This window comes from Pseudomonas sp. EMN2 (assembly GCF_009650555.1).
Lineage (GTDB): Bacteria > Pseudomonadota > Gammaproteobacteria > Pseudomonadales > Pseudomonadaceae > Aquipseudomonas > Aquipseudomonas sichuanensis.
This window is the reverse complement of sequence record NZ_VZZR01000066.1, coordinates 22,410-35,536: the sequence shown is the minus strand read 5'-3', so window position 1 is coordinate 35,536 and position 13,127 is coordinate 22,410. Positions and strand designations below refer to the sequence as shown.

General features: G+C 66.4%; 16 protein-coding genes. 8 read left to right on the top strand and 8 right to left on the bottom strand.

Going from position 1 to position 13,127, the window contains the following annotated elements:
- Positions 1–68 precede the first annotated feature (68 nt).
- Positions 69–1,058: a bile acid:sodium symporter family protein gene (locus tag F6X61_RS19390; RefSeq protein ID WP_153787989.1), complete on the top strand. Its 990-nt coding sequence runs from the start codon at positions 69–71 to the stop codon at positions 1,056–1,058.
- Here F6X61_RS19390 and F6X61_RS19385 read toward each other — a convergent pair.
- From F6X61_RS19385 to F6X61_RS19375, 3 genes are read right to left on the bottom strand one after another with little or no spacing between them, the layout of a single operon-like run.
- On the bottom strand, positions 1,055–1,642 hold the full coding sequence (locus F6X61_RS19385; RefSeq protein WP_153787988.1) for a TetR/AcrR family transcriptional regulator: 588 nt from the start codon (positions 1,640–1,642) through the stop codon (positions 1,055–1,057). The two genes, F6X61_RS19390 and F6X61_RS19385, sit on opposite strands and share 4 nt — an antisense overlap.
- Before the next feature lie 10 nt (positions 1,643–1,652).
- Positions 1,653–2,501: a 3-hydroxybutyryl-CoA dehydrogenase gene (locus F6X61_RS19380; protein ID WP_125463877.1), complete on the bottom strand. Its 849-nt coding sequence runs from the start codon at positions 2,499–2,501 to the stop codon at positions 1,653–1,655.
- A 12-nt stretch (positions 2,502–2,513) separates the two neighbouring features.
- Positions 2,514–3,698 (bottom strand): acetyl-CoA C-acyltransferase family protein, encoded by a 1,185-nt coding sequence (locus tag F6X61_RS19375; protein WP_153787987.1) that lies wholly within the window; start codon positions 3,696–3,698, stop codon positions 2,514–2,516.
- 166 nt (positions 3,699–3,864) lie between these two features.
- Between F6X61_RS19375 and F6X61_RS19370 the strand changes: the two genes are divergently transcribed.
- Complete coding sequence (locus F6X61_RS19370) at positions 3,865–4,875, top strand: AraC family transcriptional regulator (RefSeq protein ID WP_153787986.1); 1,011 nt, start codon at positions 3,865–3,867, stop codon at positions 4,873–4,875.
- A gap of 94 nt (positions 4,876–4,969) precedes the next feature.
- On the opposite strand, the gene F6X61_RS19365 is transcribed toward F6X61_RS19370, so the two are convergent.
- Positions 4,970–5,407, bottom strand: coding sequence for a carboxymuconolactone decarboxylase family protein (locus tag F6X61_RS19365; RefSeq protein ID WP_153787985.1), 438 nt, complete (start codon positions 5,405–5,407; stop codon positions 4,970–4,972).
- Between the two features lie 195 nt (positions 5,408–5,602).
- Here F6X61_RS19365 and F6X61_RS19360 point away from each other — a divergent pair, with 195 nt between their 5' ends.
- Entirely contained in the window at positions 5,603–6,061 is a 459-nt protein-coding gene (locus tag F6X61_RS19360) for a nucleoside deaminase (RefSeq protein ID WP_125858446.1), read from the top strand.
- A complete protein-coding gene (locus F6X61_RS19355) occupies positions 6,058–7,251 on the top strand; it encodes a cyanate transporter (protein WP_153787984.1) in 1,194 nt (397 codons plus the stop codon). The genes F6X61_RS19360 and F6X61_RS19355 overlap by 4 nt, the downstream gene beginning before the upstream one ends.
- Here F6X61_RS19355 and F6X61_RS19350 read toward each other — a convergent pair.
- Both F6X61_RS19350 and F6X61_RS19345 read right to left on the bottom strand, forming a co-directional pair.
- Positions 7,244–8,677 carry a PLP-dependent aminotransferase family protein gene (locus tag F6X61_RS19350; RefSeq protein ID WP_153787983.1) on the bottom strand — a complete coding sequence of 478 codons (1,434 nt, stop codon included), beginning with the start codon at positions 8,675–8,677 and terminating at the stop codon, positions 7,244–7,246. The two genes, F6X61_RS19355 and F6X61_RS19350, sit on opposite strands and share 8 nt — an antisense overlap.
- A gap of 93 nt (positions 8,678–8,770) precedes the next feature.
- Complete coding sequence (locus F6X61_RS19345) at positions 8,771–9,109, bottom strand: hypothetical protein (RefSeq protein ID WP_153787982.1); 339 nt, start codon at positions 9,107–9,109, stop codon at positions 8,771–8,773.
- A gap of 235 nt (positions 9,110–9,344) precedes the next feature.
- On the opposite strand from F6X61_RS19345, the gene F6X61_RS19340 reads away from it, so the two are divergent.
- Entirely contained in the window at positions 9,345–9,926 is a 582-nt protein-coding gene (locus F6X61_RS19340) for a flavin reductase family protein (RefSeq protein ID WP_153787981.1), read from the top strand.
- 10 nt (positions 9,927–9,936) lie between these two features.
- On the opposite strand, the gene F6X61_RS19335 is transcribed toward F6X61_RS19340, so the two are convergent.
- On the bottom strand, positions 9,937–10,665 hold the full coding sequence (locus tag F6X61_RS19335) for a thioredoxin family protein (RefSeq protein WP_153787980.1): 729 nt from the start codon (positions 10,663–10,665) through the stop codon (positions 9,937–9,939).
- A gap of 166 nt (positions 10,666–10,831) precedes the next feature.
- Here F6X61_RS19335 and F6X61_RS27305 point away from each other — a divergent pair, with 166 nt between their 5' ends.
- Positions 10,832–11,143: a hypothetical protein gene (locus F6X61_RS27305; RefSeq protein ID WP_256671387.1), complete on the top strand. Its 312-nt coding sequence runs from the start codon at positions 10,832–10,834 to the stop codon at positions 11,141–11,143.
- Here F6X61_RS27305 and F6X61_RS19330 read toward each other — a convergent pair.
- Positions 11,140–11,799: an HAD family phosphatase gene (locus F6X61_RS19330; RefSeq protein WP_153787979.1), complete on the bottom strand. Its 660-nt coding sequence runs from the start codon at positions 11,797–11,799 to the stop codon at positions 11,140–11,142. The genes F6X61_RS27305 and F6X61_RS19330 overlap by 4 nt on opposite strands.
- Before the next feature lie 102 nt (positions 11,800–11,901).
- On the opposite strand from F6X61_RS19330, the gene lexA reads away from it, so the two are divergent.
- Both lexA and imuA read left to right on the top strand, forming a co-directional pair.
- Positions 11,902–12,510: a transcriptional repressor LexA gene (gene lexA, locus F6X61_RS19325; RefSeq protein ID WP_153787978.1), complete on the top strand. Its 609-nt coding sequence runs from the start codon at positions 11,902–11,904 to the stop codon at positions 12,508–12,510.
- The gene (imuA, locus tag F6X61_RS19320; RefSeq protein ID WP_153787977.1) at positions 12,510–13,121 is read left to right on the top strand and encodes a translesion DNA synthesis-associated protein ImuA; all 612 of its coding nucleotides are present in this window, start codon (positions 12,510–12,512) and stop codon (positions 13,119–13,121) included. Before lexA ends, imuA begins: the two co-directional genes overlap by 1 nt.
- The last annotated feature ends 6 nt before the right edge of the window (positions 13,122–13,127 follow it).

The following is a 13,127-nucleotide window of genomic DNA, read 5'->3' as shown; positions in this document are numbered from 1 at the left end:
CAGCGTTAGCGGCGCAAGGCACGAAACCTTATCGTCTGGCCTTGCACAATGACAAGACGGAACCTGTGATGAAGTACTTGCGCATGCTGTTCGACAATTTCACCCTGGCCTTGCTCGGGGTGGTGTTCATTGCCACCGTGCTGCCCTGCTCCGGCGAGGGCGCACTGATGTTCGGCTGGCTGACCAACCTGGCCATCGGCCTCTTGTTCTTCCTGCACGGCGCCAAGCTGTCGCGCGAGGCGATCATCGCCGGTGCCGGCCACTGGCGCCTGCACCTGCTGGTGTTCTCCTGCACCTTCGTACTGTTCCCACTCTTGGGCATGGCATTCAAGCCACTGTTCGTGCCGCTGGTGGGCAACGAGTTGTACTTGGGCGTGCTCTATCTGTGCGCGCTGCCGGCCACGGTGCAATCGGCCATCGCCTTCACCTCGCTGGCTCGCGGCAACGTGCCAGCGGCAATCTGCAGCGCGGCGGCGTCGAGCCTGCTGGGGATCTTCCTCACGCCGTTGCTGGTGATGATGCTGCTTGGTGCCTCCGGCGATACCGGCTCGGGGCTGGATGCGGTGCTGAAGATCACCCTGCAGTTGCTGGTGCCGTTCGTGGCCGGGCAGATTGCTCGGCGCTGGATCGGTGACTGGGTCAAGCGCAATGCGCGCTGGCTGAAGCTGGTCGACCAGGGCTCGATTCTGCTGGTGGTCTACACCGCGTTCAGCGAAGCGGTGGTCACTGGCCTGTGGCACACGGTGTCGCCGCAACACCTGGCCGGGCTGTTCGCCGTGTGCGGGATCCTGCTGGCGGTGGTGTTGTTGGGCACCCGCGTGCTCGGGCGTGTGCTGGGGTTCAGCGTGGAAGACCGCATCACCATCCTGTTCGCGGGTTCCAAGAAAAGCCTGGCCACCGGCGTGCCGATGGCCCAGGTGCTGTTCGTGGGCAGTGGCATCGGGGCGATGATCCTGCCATTGATGCTGTTCCACCAGATCCAGCTGATGGTCTGCGCGGTGCTGGCGCAGCGCTATGCCGCGCGGGACACCGCAGGTGAGGCGGCGACCGTAGGCTAGCCGAGGGTGCGCTCGATACCGCCCAGGACCAGGCTTTCCATCAGCGCCAGGCCCTGTGCTTCGCCCAGGTCGCGCTCGCGCAGCCAGCCTGGCAGCTGGTTGAGCAGGGTCGCCAGCACATGCCCGGTGGCGGCCAGGGCGGCGCCATCGAGCCGTGCTTGCGGGGCGATCAGGCGCAGCAGGCCGGCCTCGTAGCGCTCGCGCAACAGCAGCAGGCGCGCCTGCTGTGCCTCGCTCAGGCAACAAAAGTCGCGTTCGGCCAGGCGGAACTGCAACGGACGTTCGCCATGCAACTGCCAGTGCGCTTCAATCAGGCAGGCCAGCACCGGCTTGCCCTTGGCCAAGGCCCTGCGGCCTTGGTCGAGGGTGGCCTGGAGCTCTTCGTAGAGCTCCTCGATCAGGTCGTACAGCAGGTCCTGCTTGCTGGGGAAATGGTGGTACAGCGAGCCCGCGGTCAGCCCCACGTGCGCTGCCAGCTCACGCATGCTGACCTGGCCGAAGCCCTTTTCGGCGAACAGCGCCATGGCCCTGTCACGCCGCTCTTCGAAGTTGGCACAGCGCATCGCCGCGTTGACCGGGGGCATGGCGCGTTCCTTAGTAGGTGAAGAAGCCGCGACCGCTCTTGCGGCCCAGATAGCCGGCGGCAACCATTTCCTTGAGCAGCGGGGCAGGGCGGTACTTGCTGTCGTTGAAGCCCTCGTGGAAGGCCTCCATGATCGCCAGCAGTGTATCCAGACCCACCAGGTCGGCCAGGGCCAGCGGCCCGATCGGCTGGTTGCAGCCCAGGCGCATGCCGGTGTCGATGTCCTCGGCACTGGCCAGGCCTTCCTGGCGCACGAAGATGGCCTCGTTGATCATCGGCACCAGGATGCGGTTGACCACGAAGCCCGGGCGGTTGCCGGCGGTGATCGGGGTCTTGCCGAGCTTTTCGGTGACCAGCAGCGCCTGGGCATAGGTACTGTCGCTGGTCTGCAGGCCACGGATGATCTCGACCAGGGCCATCATCGGCACCGGGTTGAAGAAGTGCACGCCGATGAAGCGCTCGGGGTGCTCGATGCTGGCGGCCAGTTGGGTGACCGACAGCGACGAGGTATTGGTGGCGATCAGGCAGTCGCTGCCGACGTTGACCGCCACCTGCTGCAAGATGCGCTGCTTGAGCTGCAGGTTCTCGGTGGCTGCCTCGATCACCAGCTGCGCGCTGGCCAGTTGGGCGTAGTCGGTGCTGGTGCGGATGCGGGTTTTCGCCGCCGCTGCGGTGCCTGCATCCAGGGTGCCCTTGTTGACCTGGCGCTCGAGGTTCTTGCCCAGGGTGGCCACGCCACGCTCCAGCGCGGCGTCGGACACGTCCACCAGCAACACCTGGTAACCGGCCACCGCGCACACCTGCGCGATGCCGTTGCCCATGGTGCCGGCGCCGATCACGGCGATCTGTTCGATAGTCATGTTGCCGGCTCCTTACACGCGTTCGAAGACGACGGCGATACCCTGGCCGCCGCCGATGCACATGGTGGCCAGGGCATAGCGGCCCTGCACACGCTGCAGTTCATGGATGGCCTTGGTGGCGATGATCGCGCCGGTGGCGCCCACCGGGTGGCCCAGGGAGATGCCCGAACCGTTGGGGTTGACCTTTTCCGGGTCGAAGCCCAGGGCGCGGGAGACGGCGCAGGCTTGGGAAGCGAAGGCTTCGTTGGACTCGATCACATCCAGGTCGGAAACGTTCAGACCGGCCTTTTCCAGCACTTTTTTGGTCGCCGGGATCGGGCCCAGGCCCATCAACTCGGGCTCGACGCCGGCATGGGCGTAGGCCACCAGGCGCGCCAGCGGCTTCAGGCCCAGGCGTTGCACGGCGTCACCGGTGGCCAGCACCAGGGCAGCGGCGCCGTCGTTGATGCTGCTGGCGTTGCCGGCGGTGACGCTGCCGTCTTTTTTGAACGCAGGCTTCATGCCGGCCAGTTGCTCGGCGCTGGCTTCGCCGCGCACGTTCTCATCGACGCTGAACTGCACGCTGCCTTTGCGGGTCTTGATTTCGATTGGGACGATCTGGCTGTCGAAGCGGCCTTCGGCAATGGCGCGGGCGGCGCGGCGCTGGCTGGTCAGGGCCACTTCGTCCTGCATTTCGCGGGTGATGCCGTGGGCCGCCGCGACGTTCTCAGCGGTGATGCCCATGTGGAAGTGCTCGAACGGGTCCTGCAGGATGCCGACCATGTAGTCGATGCCCTGCAGGTCACCCATGCGCGCGCCCCAACGGGCTTGTGGCAGCAGGTACGGGCCGCGGCTCATGGATTCGGCGCCGGCGGCCAGGGCGATGTCGCTTTCACCCAGCAACAGGCCCTGGGCGGCCGAGACGATGGCCTGCAGGCCCGAGCCGCACAGGCGGTTGACGTTGAAGGCGGGGGTTTCCTTGGGCACGCCGGCATTCATCGAGGCCAGGCGGCTCAGGTAGGCGTCGCGGGGTTCGGTGGGGATCACGGTGCCCATCACCACGTGGCCGATCTGCTCGGCGCTCACGCCCGAGCGCTCGATGGCGGCGCGGGTCACCTGGGTGGCCAGGTCGGCCAGCGGCAGGTCCTTGAGCGAACCGCCAAAACTGCCGATGGCCGAACGCACTGCGCTGACAACGTAGATTTCTGTGCTGCTCATAAAGGCTCCGTTTGCAAAGACATGGCGGGGCGGGGGCCGGCTCTGCGAGAATGGCGCCGCCTCAGGGTGGATCGAGTCTAGGCAAAGGCCTCAAGGCGGCCTATGCCGGATCTGTTCAGTCAACCTGGCATTTTTTGCCACTCAGCATAGACAGCGAACTTCAGCCATGCGCGATAGCGATACGGTCGCGGTGTACTTTCTCAACGCCATGCTCCACGCCTTGCGCGAGCGCCCGCAGGCGCGCGATGCCCACCTGCGCGCGGTCGGCATCGAGCCTGGGTTGCTGGCGCAGCCCCAGGCGCGGGTACCGGCCAAGGCCTTCGCCCAGTTGTGGCTGGCGTTGATCGACGAGCTCAGCGATGAGTTCTTTCACCTCGACAGCCACGGTATGCCGCTGGGCAGCTTCGCCCTGATCTGCCGTGGCTTGATCCAGGAGCCCAACCTGGACAAGGCCTTGCGCCAGTGCCTGAGCAGTTTCGCGCTGTTTTTGCGTGACCTGCGCGGCACTGTCACGGTGCGCGGTGCGCGTGCGGTGATCAGCGTGCAGTCGAGCATCGAAGACCCGCTGACCCGGGTGTACGCCGAGGAAACCTACCTGGTGCTGGTGGTCGGCCTGCTGTGCTGGCTGGCCGGGCGGCGGATCGCCATCGACCGTACCGAGCTTGCGTTGCCGCGCCCGGCCCAGGAGGACGACGCCTTGCTGTGGGGGCCGGACCTGCGCCTGGGCAGTGGCCGCACCGAAGTGGAGTTCGACAGCGCCTGGCTGCGCTTGCCGGTGATGCAGGATCTGCCTGCCCTGAAGACTTTCCTGCGCAGTGCGCCCCAGGGGCTGGTGATCCGCTTTCGCAATCAGAACGGTCTGGTGGCGGAGGTGTACCGACACTTGCGCGCTCGCCACTATGGGCAGTGGCCAACCCTCAATGCCATGGCCGAGCGGCAGCGGCTCAGTGCCAGCAGCTTTCGCCGCCAGTTGGAGCGTGAAGGGCGTTCGTATCAGCAGATCAAGGACGAAGTGCGCCGGGCGATGGCCTTCGAGCTGTTACGCGAGGGTTGCCTGAGCATTGCCGAGGTTGCCGAGCAGACCGGCTTCCAGGAGCCCAGCGCGTTTCACCGGGCGTTCAAGAAATGGACCGGGCAGAGCCCGGGCAGTTATCGGGCCAGGCTCAGAGTGGTTTAGAGCCATCTCTGTCGAGATGCCATGAAGCCCGTCGCGACACAAGGCCGCTTGTGTCGCGATAGGGGCGCGCAGCGGTCCCAATTACGCCTAATTCTCAGGCCGGCACCATCGCAAAGCCTACGCCAAAGCGGTTCCAGGCATTGATAGTGGCAATGGCCAGGGTCAGGTTGGCGACTTCCTTAGGCTCGAAGTACTCCTGCAGCGCCTCATACTCATCCTGCGGCGCACCCCGCTCGGGCAAGCGGGTCAGGCTCTCGACCCAAGCCAGGGCGGCCCGCTCGCGCGGGGTGAAGTAGCGGGTTTCACGCCACACGCTCAAGGTCTGCAGGCGGGCTTCGGTCTCGCCGGCCTTGCGTGCATCGTTGGCGTGCAGGTTGACGCAGTAGGCGCAGCCGTTGATCTGCGAGGCGCGCAGACGGATCAGTTCGAGCAGCGAATGCTCCAGCCCCGATTGGATCAGGGCCTGCTCAAGGCCGACCATGGCTTTGTAGGCTTCTGGGGCGGCTTTGGCCCATTCGATACGGTCGTGCATGGTGTTTCTCCGGAAAGGTAATTAGGCGTGGTGCCACCTTAACGCCGCCCGGCAGCGTGCCGAATAGCCAATCCCACGCTTTGCCAGGAGGCCAATCCGGCATTCGCCTGGCCACTGAGGTGCATCCAATCTCTTCATTTCTACCGCTGCGGCCAAGCCGGGATAATGGCCGGGACAATTGCGGAGTACCGATTCATGTCCCAAGAACACTTCATGCGCGAGGCCCTCGACCTGGCCCGCGCCAATATCCAGGCCGGTGGCCGCCCGTTCGGTGCCGTGCTGGTGTACCAGGGCCAGGTGATCGCCCGCGCCGTCAACGAGATCCACAGCACCCAGGACCCGACCAGCCACGCCGAGATGCAGGCCATCCGCCAGGCCGCCCAGGCTTTGGGCCGGGCCCGCCTGGACGGTGCCGAGATCTACGCCAGTGGCCATCCGTGCCCGATGTGCCTGGCGGCCATGCACCTGTGCGGCGTCGAACGTGCCTGGTTCGCCTATGGCAACGACGAGGGCGAGCCCTACGGGCTGTCCACCGCCGCGGTGTACGCGCAGATGGCCCGCCCGCCGCAGCAGCAGAGCTTGCCGTTGCGCCCGCTCAAACCCGCAGGCGAAGCGGGTCTGTATGCCCAATGGCAGCAGGCCAGCCAGGCATGAGGGGCGCCCTGAATCTGTTGCTGGTGGTGTTGCTGGCACTCAACCTGCGGCCGATCCTCACCAGCATCGGGCCACTGCTCGAGCCCATGCGCCAGAGCACCGGCCTGGGTTACCAGCAGGCGGCATTGCTGACGGCGCTGCCGGTGCTGTGCATGGGGTTGGTGCCGCTGTTGCAGCCTTGGCTGCGGCGCTGGCTGAGCGAGCATGGCGGCATGCTCGCCGGGTTGGCGGCGATTGCCCTGGCCTGCCTGTGGCGGCTGCAACTGGACAGCGCCTGGGCACTGATTGCCAGTGCGGTGGTTGCCGGGCTGGGTGTGGCGCTGGTGCAGGGCATGATGCCGGGGCTGGTCAACCGCTGGTTTCCCACGCGGCTGGCGGCAACCATGGGCTTGTATTCGGCAGCCCTGATGACCGGTGGCGGTTTGGCGGCGGTGCTGGGCCCTTCGATCACCGCGCATTTTGGCCATTGGCAGGCGGGGCTGGGCGTGTGGGCCTTGCCCGCGCTGCTGGCTGTGGTCGCCTGGATTGCCCTGCGGCCACGCCAGGCCAGCCCCACGCTGGCTGGCACGGGTGGCGGGCACTGGTTCGGCAATCGCCGCGCCTGGCTGCTGGCGCTGTACTTCGGCCTGATCAATGGCGGCTACACCAGCATGGTGGCCTGGTTGCCGGCCTATCACCTGGAGCATGGCGGCACGGCCCAGGGCGGTGGTGAGCTGGTGGGGTTGATGACCATCTTCCAGGTGACCGGCGCCCTCGGTTTGCCGCTGTTGCTTCGCCGCCTGGCGGATCGGCGGCCGGGTTTGTGGTTGGCGCTGCTGATCCAGCTGGGTGGCTTCCTCGGCCTGCTGCTGGCGCCGGCCAGCGCCATGGGCCTGTGGGTGGCGATGATTGGCCTGGGCCTGGGCGCGTGCTTCAGCCTCAGCCTGACGCTGACCCTCGAACACCTGCGCACCCCGGCCGAAGCCGGCAGCCTGGCGGCCTTCGTCCAGGGGGTGGGGTTCATCGTCACCGGCATCGTGCCGTATATCACCGGCTGGCTGCGCGATGTCAGCGGCGACTTCCAGGCGTCCTGGACCCTGCTGACCTGCACCGTGCTGGCCATGCTGCTGGTCACCGCGCGCTTCGCCCCGGCTGGCTATGCCCGGGCCATCGCCCGGCCAGGGCAGGCCGGTGCTGCGGCGCTCAGCTGAGACGCTGCAGGGTATCGCGGACCCGGTCCAGCGCCGGGTCGATATCCAGCAGTTCGATGGCGCCGAAGCCCAGCAGCAACCCCGGGCGTACCGGGGCCTCGCTGAAGAACGGCGCCAACGAATAGAGCCCCACCTCGACCTTGCGCGCCAGGTTGACCAGCAGTTCCACATCGACCCCCGGCTTGGCCAAAGCGCTCAGGTGGAAGCCGGCACTGGCCGGCACGGCCTCGAACCAGGGCGCCAGGTCGCCGTCAAGGCGCGCCAGGATTCGTTCGCGGCGGGCGCTGTAGACCTCGTGGCAGCGACGGATGTGCTTGCTCAGGTGGCCCTCGCCAATGAAGCGCGCCAGGGCCCATTGCTGCAGGCTCGGGCTGTGCCAGTCGGTCAGGTGCTTGGCCACGCAGGCGGCCTGCAGCACTGCCGGCGGAAGCACCGCATAGCCCAGGCGCAATTCGGGCAGCAAAGTTTTGGAGAAGGTGCCGACATAGGCCACCAGCCCGTGGCGGTCCAGGCGTTGCAAGGCCTCGGCGGCCGGCCCCTGGTAGCGGAACTCGCAGTCGTAGTCGTCCTCGATGATCAGCGCCCCCAGCGCGGCGGCTCGGACCAGTAACGCCTGGCGCCGTCGTGCGCCCATGGGCATGCCCAACGGGAACTGGTGCGACGGGGTGACGTAGATCAGCCGGGTGCCGGCCTCGATCTGTTCCACGCACAGCCCCTCATCGTCCACGGGCACCGACTGCACCTGCGCGCCGAGGGCCAGGAACAGTTGCCGGGCCGGTGGGTAGCCGGGGTCCTCCATGGCCACCTTGCAGCCCGGCTCGACCAGCACCCGGGCGATCAGGTCCAGGGCCTGCTGGGCACCATTGCACACCAGCACATCGGCGGCGCTGCAGTGCACGCCACGAGCGAACGCGATGTGGTGGGCAATGGCTTCGCGCAATTCAGGCAGCCCCTGCGGCGAGAACTGCCGCTCGGTGTGCCGCTGGCTGCGTCGCAGGGCGTATTGCAGGCAGCTGCGCCACTGGTCGTAGGGGAACTGCGCCTTGCTTGAGGCGCCACCGATGAAGTCATAGCGCGAGGGGGCATCCAGCGCGCGGCGGCCCAGCACCGTAGCGCGCAGGCGCCAGCGCTCCAAAGCGTCGGCAGCGGCCAGCGGGATGGCCTCGGCGGCGTTGGCTTGCAGGGGCTGGCGAGGGGTGATGAAGGTGCCGCGGCCGACCACGCCGCTGAGCAGGTTGTCGTAGGTCAGGCGCGAGTAAGCTTCGGCCACGGTCTTGCGTGATACGCCCAGTTGCTCGGCCAGCAGGCGCGTTGGTGGCAGTTGGGTGCCGGCAGCCAGGTGGCCGCTGTCGATGCTGGCGCGCAATTGCTGGTAGAGCTGCTCGGCAAGGCCTTTGCGACCTTCGAGGCGGATGTGCAGTTCCATCGGGGGCTGTGTCCGAAGCGCAGGGATGTCAAAGCTTCGGGGTTCGTGCGGCAAGCTGCAAGAGGGCCGAACAGGCGGCCCTTGCACAATGGGTCAAAGGCGGGCGGTGCTGATGGTGATATAGCCTTTGTCGGGCAGGGCGATGCGGATCACCGTCTCGTCCTGTGGAACCTTGCGTTTTTGCCGGATGCTGATGCCATCGACGGCCGCAGCCTGCATGTGTGCCGGGATGGCGCGACCCTGTTGGTCGAAGAAGGCTTCGCTGGCCAGCAGCTCGACGCGCTCGATCAGTTGCCGGGTGTGTTCGTCGGTGGCGCAGAAAAAGCGCACGCCGGACAGGTGCGGGTTGTCATCGGGGTTGCTGACCTCATGGGCCAGCAGTTGGCGCAGGGTGTGTTGCAGGGCTTCGGTGTGGCGGGCTTGGTTGGGCATGGTGGGGCCTCGTCGGGTGGGCTGGCCGCGCAGGGCGGGCATGACGACATCCAAGTCCGATCATGTTTTGGCTGGTGTAAGACGGAAAGCGGGCCACTTCCGACTGAATTGTAGGAAGAGTCATAAATTATGCGAGCGCCCCGCGCCTTGCCTTGATCCGGATCATTGCTGTCGCCGGTCTGCCCGCTGCGGCACAATGGCCGACCTGTCCCCCTGCGTAGCACCGAGGTTTGTCATGCACAGCCACTTCCAGCCCGTCGACCTGACCAAGGCCTATCGCCTGCTCAACCACGGCCCCACCGTGCTGGTCTCGGCCAGCCATGCCGGGGTCGACAATGTGATGGCTGCCGCCTGGGCCTGTGCCCTGGACTTCGACCCGCCCAAGGTGACCGTGGTCCTCGACAAGAGCGCCCGTACCCGCCAGTTGGTGGAGGGCAGTGGCTGGTTCGTGCTGCAGGTGCCCAACGCCGCCCAGGCACGGCTCACCCACCAGGTGGGCAGCCAGAGCCTGTTCGACCAGCCCGACAAGCTGGCGCGTATCGGTGTCGAGCTGGCCCGCGTCGCGGGGTTCGAGGCGCCGCTGGTCAACGGCTGCTCGGCCTGGCTGATGTGCCGGGTGATCGATGAACCGCACAACCAGCAAACCTACGACCTGTTCATCGGCGAAGTGGTCGCGGCCTGGGCCGATGACCGAGTGTTCCGCGACGGGCACTGGGCCTACGAGCATGCCGACCCCGACTGGCGCAGCCTGCATTACGTGGCGGGCGGGCACTTCTATGCCATCGGCGAACCCCTGGTGATCGACCAGGGCGAATGATCCGAGCCGGTCATTCCCCGCAGCAGTGCGGCTTGCCATGGGCGCCTTCATAGCGGTCGTGGTGGCGCACCCAGTCCATCGTCCCGCCCTCGTTGCGCCCCAGTGGGGCCAGGTCGAGGAAGTTGTAGGTATTGACCAGGATGTCCAGCCCGCGGGCGTAGGTGGAGTAGGTGTGATAGACGCTGCCGTCGCGGTCGCGAATGAACGCGCTCAGGCCTGGAAGCTCCGCTTCGTTGCCTGAGTAGGGCGCGTAGTTGTACTCGGCGCTGCCATCGGTGGCCACGCTCACGCCAAAGTCCTGGTTGAAACGGCTGCCGTGGGAGGAGTACCAGGGAAAGCGCCAGCCCATGCGCTGGCGGAACGCCTGGAATTCGCCATAGGGTGCCCGTGATACCGCCACCAGCGACACGTCATGGTGAGCCAGGTGCAGGTTGGCGCCGTCGAAATGGTCGGCGAGGAAGGAGCAGCCCGGGCAGCCTTCGTTCCAGCCATCCGCGAACATGAAGTGGTAGACCAGCAGCTGGCTGCGCCCGGCGAACAGGTCGGCCAGGGCCAGTTCGCCGTCGGGGCCGTGGAAACGGTAGTTTTCCTCGACCCGTACCCAGGGCAGGGCACGGCGGGCGGCGGCGAGTTCGTCGCGCTGGTGGGTGAGGGCTTTTTCATGCAGCCACAGTTGCCGGCGGGCGGCGAGCCATTGGCTGCGGGAGGCCACGGTGTGATTGTTGTCGAGCGTGTTCATGGGGCGCGCTCCGCGCTGGGGGGATTCATTGAGTGGTCGAATGAATCGAGGGCCAATCGACGGTTACCAGGCAGTCGACCGACGAATGGCGAGCATAGCTGCGCCGGAGATTTCTGATATCGTCGCGCCATCATTCACACGGAGCGTGACCATGTCCCTTCTATCCATGCGCTGGCTATCAATACCCTTGTTGGCCCTGTGCCTGGCTGTACCGGTTGCTAACGCTGGAAATACCCCTTGCTCTGGCCGCAAAGGGGGGATCGCCGGTTGTGATGGTGCCACCTTCCTTTGCAACGACGGTTCGATCAGTGCGTCGAAGAAAAATTGCAGCGCCCTATATGGTGAGCGCTCCAGCATCCAACCACTGCGTGCCAGCGACGATGGCTGCGCTTGCGGGAGTGGCAGCTACTGCACCGGGCCCCGTGGCGGTGTGTACTGCCTGACCCCGTCCGGCAACAAAAGCTACAAACGGCGCTAGCTCTGCATGCGCTCAATCAATGCCCACAACCGCGGATCATTGAAGTCGTCGATCACCAGTTGCGCCCCAGCCTTATGCAGGCGCTCGGCCGTCTGCGTGGTAGCCAAGCCCACCGTATAGATCCCGGCATCGCTGGCCGCCTTGACCCCCGGCAACGAATCTTCAAAAGCCAGCGCCTGCCCGGCCTCAGCCTGCAAGCGCTGCAGCCCGGTCAGGTAGGGCAGCGGGTCCGGTTTGGGCCTGGCCAGCTCATCAGCCACCAGCACATGCTCGAAACGTCCATCCAGCCCCATGGCCGCGAGCATGTGCTCGGCATTCAGGCGTGGCGCATTGGTCACTACGCACACGCCCACCGCATGTTGCCGGGCATGGTCGAGCAGGCGCAGCAGGCCGGGCAGGGGGTCGAGGTGCGGTGACAGTTCGCGGAACAGCGCCTCCTTGCGCTCGGCCAGGGCCTGGCGCTGGGCCGCATCGGCCTGAGGGAACAAGTCGGCGAACAGCAAACCGTTGGAGCGGCCGCTGACCTGCAGGTCGAACTGCTCCTGGGTCAGTTCGCGACCATCGTAGTCGTGCAGGAGCTGGCGGAAGGCCTGCAAGTGCAGGGTGTCGGTATCGGTGAGGGTCCCATCGAGGTCGAACAACAAGGCGGTGAGCATCGGGCATCCTGGCGTTGAAGAATCAATTCAGCAGCATCATAGCCAAAGCCGACGACCAAGGGGGCTGTTCAGTGTTCTACAAAAAGAGTACAAGTGTGCTCCATGGACAATCTGACCCCCAAACGCCGCGCCATTCTCGATTTCATTCGTGAGCGCATCACCGAACATGGCCAGCCGCCCTCGCTGGCTGATATCGCCGAGCGCTTCGGTTTTGCCTCACGCAGCGTGGCGCGCAAACACATCACCGCCCTGTGCCAGGGCGGCTTCATCGACGTCACCCCCAACCAGGCGCGCGGTATCCGCCTGGCCGAGCCGCTGCGCCGGCCTGAGATTCTCGAACTGCCGGTGCTCGGCCAGGTCGCCGCAGGCGCACCAATCGGCCCCGATCTCGATATTCACGAGCAGTTGCTGCTCGACCCGAGCCTGTTCCGCCGTACCCCCGACTACCTGCTCAAGGTGCGTGGCGACTCGATGGTCGATGACGGCATCTTCGATGGCGACCTGGTCGGCATCCGTCAGCAGGGCGAGGCGCGCGACGGCCAGATCGTGGTCGCCCGGCTCGACGGCGAGGTCACCATCAAGCGCTTGCAGCACACCCGTGACGGTTACCGCTTGTTGCCCCGCAACCCGCACTATCAACCCATCGACGTAGGCCCCGAGCACGGATTCTTCATCGAAGGCGTGTTCTGTGGCTTGCTGAGGCGTGACTGATGGGCGCGGTGGTCGACCTCGACCGGCTGCTCGACCAGCGCCAGGTGTGGCGCGGCCGACAGGCCCAGGCTCGGCCGCTTGGCTTACAGCCCAGCGGGCATGCCGCGCTCGATGCACGGCTGCCAGAAGGCGGCTGGCCGGCGGCGGCATTGAGCGAATTGTTGTTGGCCAGCCCAGGTGTGGGTGAGCTGCAGTTGCTCTGGCCGACGCTGGCACGGTTGAGCGCAGCCAGTGAGCGGGTCGTGCTGGTGGCCCCACCCTTTATTCCCTATGCTCCGGCCTGGCAGGCAGCGGGTGTCGACCTGCGCTGGCTGGTGCAGGTCGACAGCGCGCGCGACGATGCCTTGTGGGCCGCCGAGCAATGCCTGCGCTCGGGCAGCTGCGCGGCGGTGGTTTGCTGGCCGGAGCGCGCCGATGACAAGGCCTTGCGTCGCCTGCAGGTGGCGGCGGAAACCGGCAACGCACTGGCGTTTGCCTGCCGCCCGCAGCAGGCCGCACTCAACCCGTCACCCGCCGCGCTGCGGATCGCCATCGACACCCGTCCGGCCCAGTGGCGGGTGCTCAAGTGCCGGGGTGGCCTGCCCCCCGCCAACCCCATCGCCCGGGGCTGAAGCACC

Excerpts from the sequence above, each read along its gene's own strand:
- F6X61_RS19390 (WP_153787989.1), top strand. The coding sequence starts at position 69 with ATGAAGTACTTGCGCATGCTGTTCGACAATTTCACCCTGGCCTTGCTC.
- F6X61_RS19385 (WP_153787988.1), bottom strand. The coding sequence starts at position 1,642 with ATGCCCCCGGTCAACGCGGCGATGCGCTGTGCCAACTTCGAAGAGCGG.
- F6X61_RS19380 (WP_125463877.1), bottom strand. The coding sequence starts at position 2,501 with ATGACTATCGAACAGATCGCCGTGATCGGCGCCGGCACCATGGGCAAC.
- F6X61_RS19375 (WP_153787987.1), bottom strand. The coding sequence starts at position 3,698 with ATGAGCAGCACAGAAATCTACGTTGTCAGCGCAGTGCGTTCGGCCATC.
- F6X61_RS19370 (WP_153787986.1), top strand. The coding sequence starts at position 3,865 with ATGCGCGATAGCGATACGGTCGCGGTGTACTTTCTCAACGCCATGCTC.
- F6X61_RS19365 (WP_153787985.1), bottom strand. The coding sequence starts at position 5,407 with ATGCACGACCGTATCGAATGGGCCAAAGCCGCCCCAGAAGCCTACAAA.
- F6X61_RS19360 (WP_125858446.1), top strand. The coding sequence starts at position 5,603 with ATGTCCCAAGAACACTTCATGCGCGAGGCCCTCGACCTGGCCCGCGCC.
- F6X61_RS19355 (WP_153787984.1), top strand. The coding sequence starts at position 6,058 with ATGAGGGGCGCCCTGAATCTGTTGCTGGTGGTGTTGCTGGCACTCAAC.
- F6X61_RS19350 (WP_153787983.1), bottom strand. The coding sequence starts at position 8,677 with ATGGAACTGCACATCCGCCTCGAAGGTCGCAAAGGCCTTGCCGAGCAG.
- F6X61_RS19345 (WP_153787982.1), bottom strand. The coding sequence starts at position 9,109 with ATGCCCAACCAAGCCCGCCACACCGAAGCCCTGCAACACACCCTGCGC.
- F6X61_RS19340 (WP_153787981.1), top strand. The coding sequence starts at position 9,345 with ATGCACAGCCACTTCCAGCCCGTCGACCTGACCAAGGCCTATCGCCTG.
- F6X61_RS19335 (WP_153787980.1), bottom strand. The coding sequence starts at position 10,665 with ATGAACACGCTCGACAACAATCACACCGTGGCCTCCCGCAGCCAATGG.
- F6X61_RS27305 (WP_256671387.1), top strand. The coding sequence starts at position 10,832 with ATGCGCTGGCTATCAATACCCTTGTTGGCCCTGTGCCTGGCTGTACCG.
- F6X61_RS19330 (WP_153787979.1), bottom strand. The coding sequence starts at position 11,799 with ATGCTCACCGCCTTGTTGTTCGACCTCGATGGGACCCTCACCGATACC.
- lexA (WP_153787978.1), top strand. The coding sequence starts at position 11,902 with ATGGACAATCTGACCCCCAAACGCCGCGCCATTCTCGATTTCATTCGT.
- imuA (WP_153787977.1), top strand. The coding sequence starts at position 12,510 with ATGGGCGCGGTGGTCGACCTCGACCGGCTGCTCGACCAGCGCCAGGTG.